The sequence below is a fragment of the Prevotella sp. HMSC073D09 genome, assembly GCF_001814145.1.
GTDB lineage: Bacteria > Bacteroidota > Bacteroidia > Bacteroidales > Bacteroidaceae > Prevotella > Prevotella conceptionensis.
Map to the genome: position 1 here is coordinate 1 of NZ_KV815081.1, position 831 is coordinate 831.

Below are 831 nucleotides of genomic sequence, written 5' to 3' on the forward strand. Positions count from 1 at the left end.
GTATGCCTCAGGAGAAGGACTGTCTGCACCGATATTACAATCCAAGTCTTCTGGGCATGGCGTGTCTGCAACGGGGAATGGTCCCCTCAGGTTCGGCGTAAGCGGCAGCAAAAGCAGTCAAACGTCCCATACGGAAGTCGCCGCAATGGATGTCAACGGCGACGGCTATCCTGATTGGATAGATGAGGGGGACAGCCATGTACGCACACAATACACTTCGCCGACGGGAACACTCAGCCAACTTAGCGTCAAGACTGACATTCCGATGCCTGAGTTCAGCTCGGGTGCTTACAGCCTCGGCATAGGCAATGACGGTGCCATTGCCGTAAGCATAGGCAACAGGAACCGTTCTGAGTCGGGAAGAACAACAGGCAATTCCTCTCCAGGCGATGTCGGCAGCATGAACAATGCCAATGAGAATCCGAACAAGGCTACCACCCCCACGAATAACTCGACGGGCCAATGCGAAGGGCAGAATGCCAGTGACGGCAATGCCGTTTCCAGCCTGGCCGTCACGGCCAGCGGTAATTTCTCTCATGGAAACTCCAAGACTACACGCGATTGGTTGGACTGGAATGGTGACGGATTACCCGATATGGTTGAAGGCGATGCCGTGAGGTACAATCTCGGCTACGGTTTCACAGGGTACATGCCGCGAGGCTGCCAGGACTTGGATGCCACATCCAACACCAACTGGGGTGCGGGATTGGGAACAAAAATCACCGTTCTCGGCAACGCGGAGATTACGGGAGGTTTCAACGGCACGAAGACAACGACCCTTACAAACTGTTCCTATGCCGATCTTAACGGTGACGGAATGCCGGATAAAAT

At 54.4% G+C, this 831-nt stretch carries 1 protein-coding gene; it reads left to right on the forward strand.

What is annotated here, in order from left to right; all coding sequences use genetic code 11:
• Window positions 1-145: 145 nt before the first annotated feature.
• The coding region (locus tag HMPREF2955_RS06475; protein ID WP_210401285.1) for a hypothetical protein at window positions 146-831 on the forward strand (686 nt) is incomplete at its 3' end.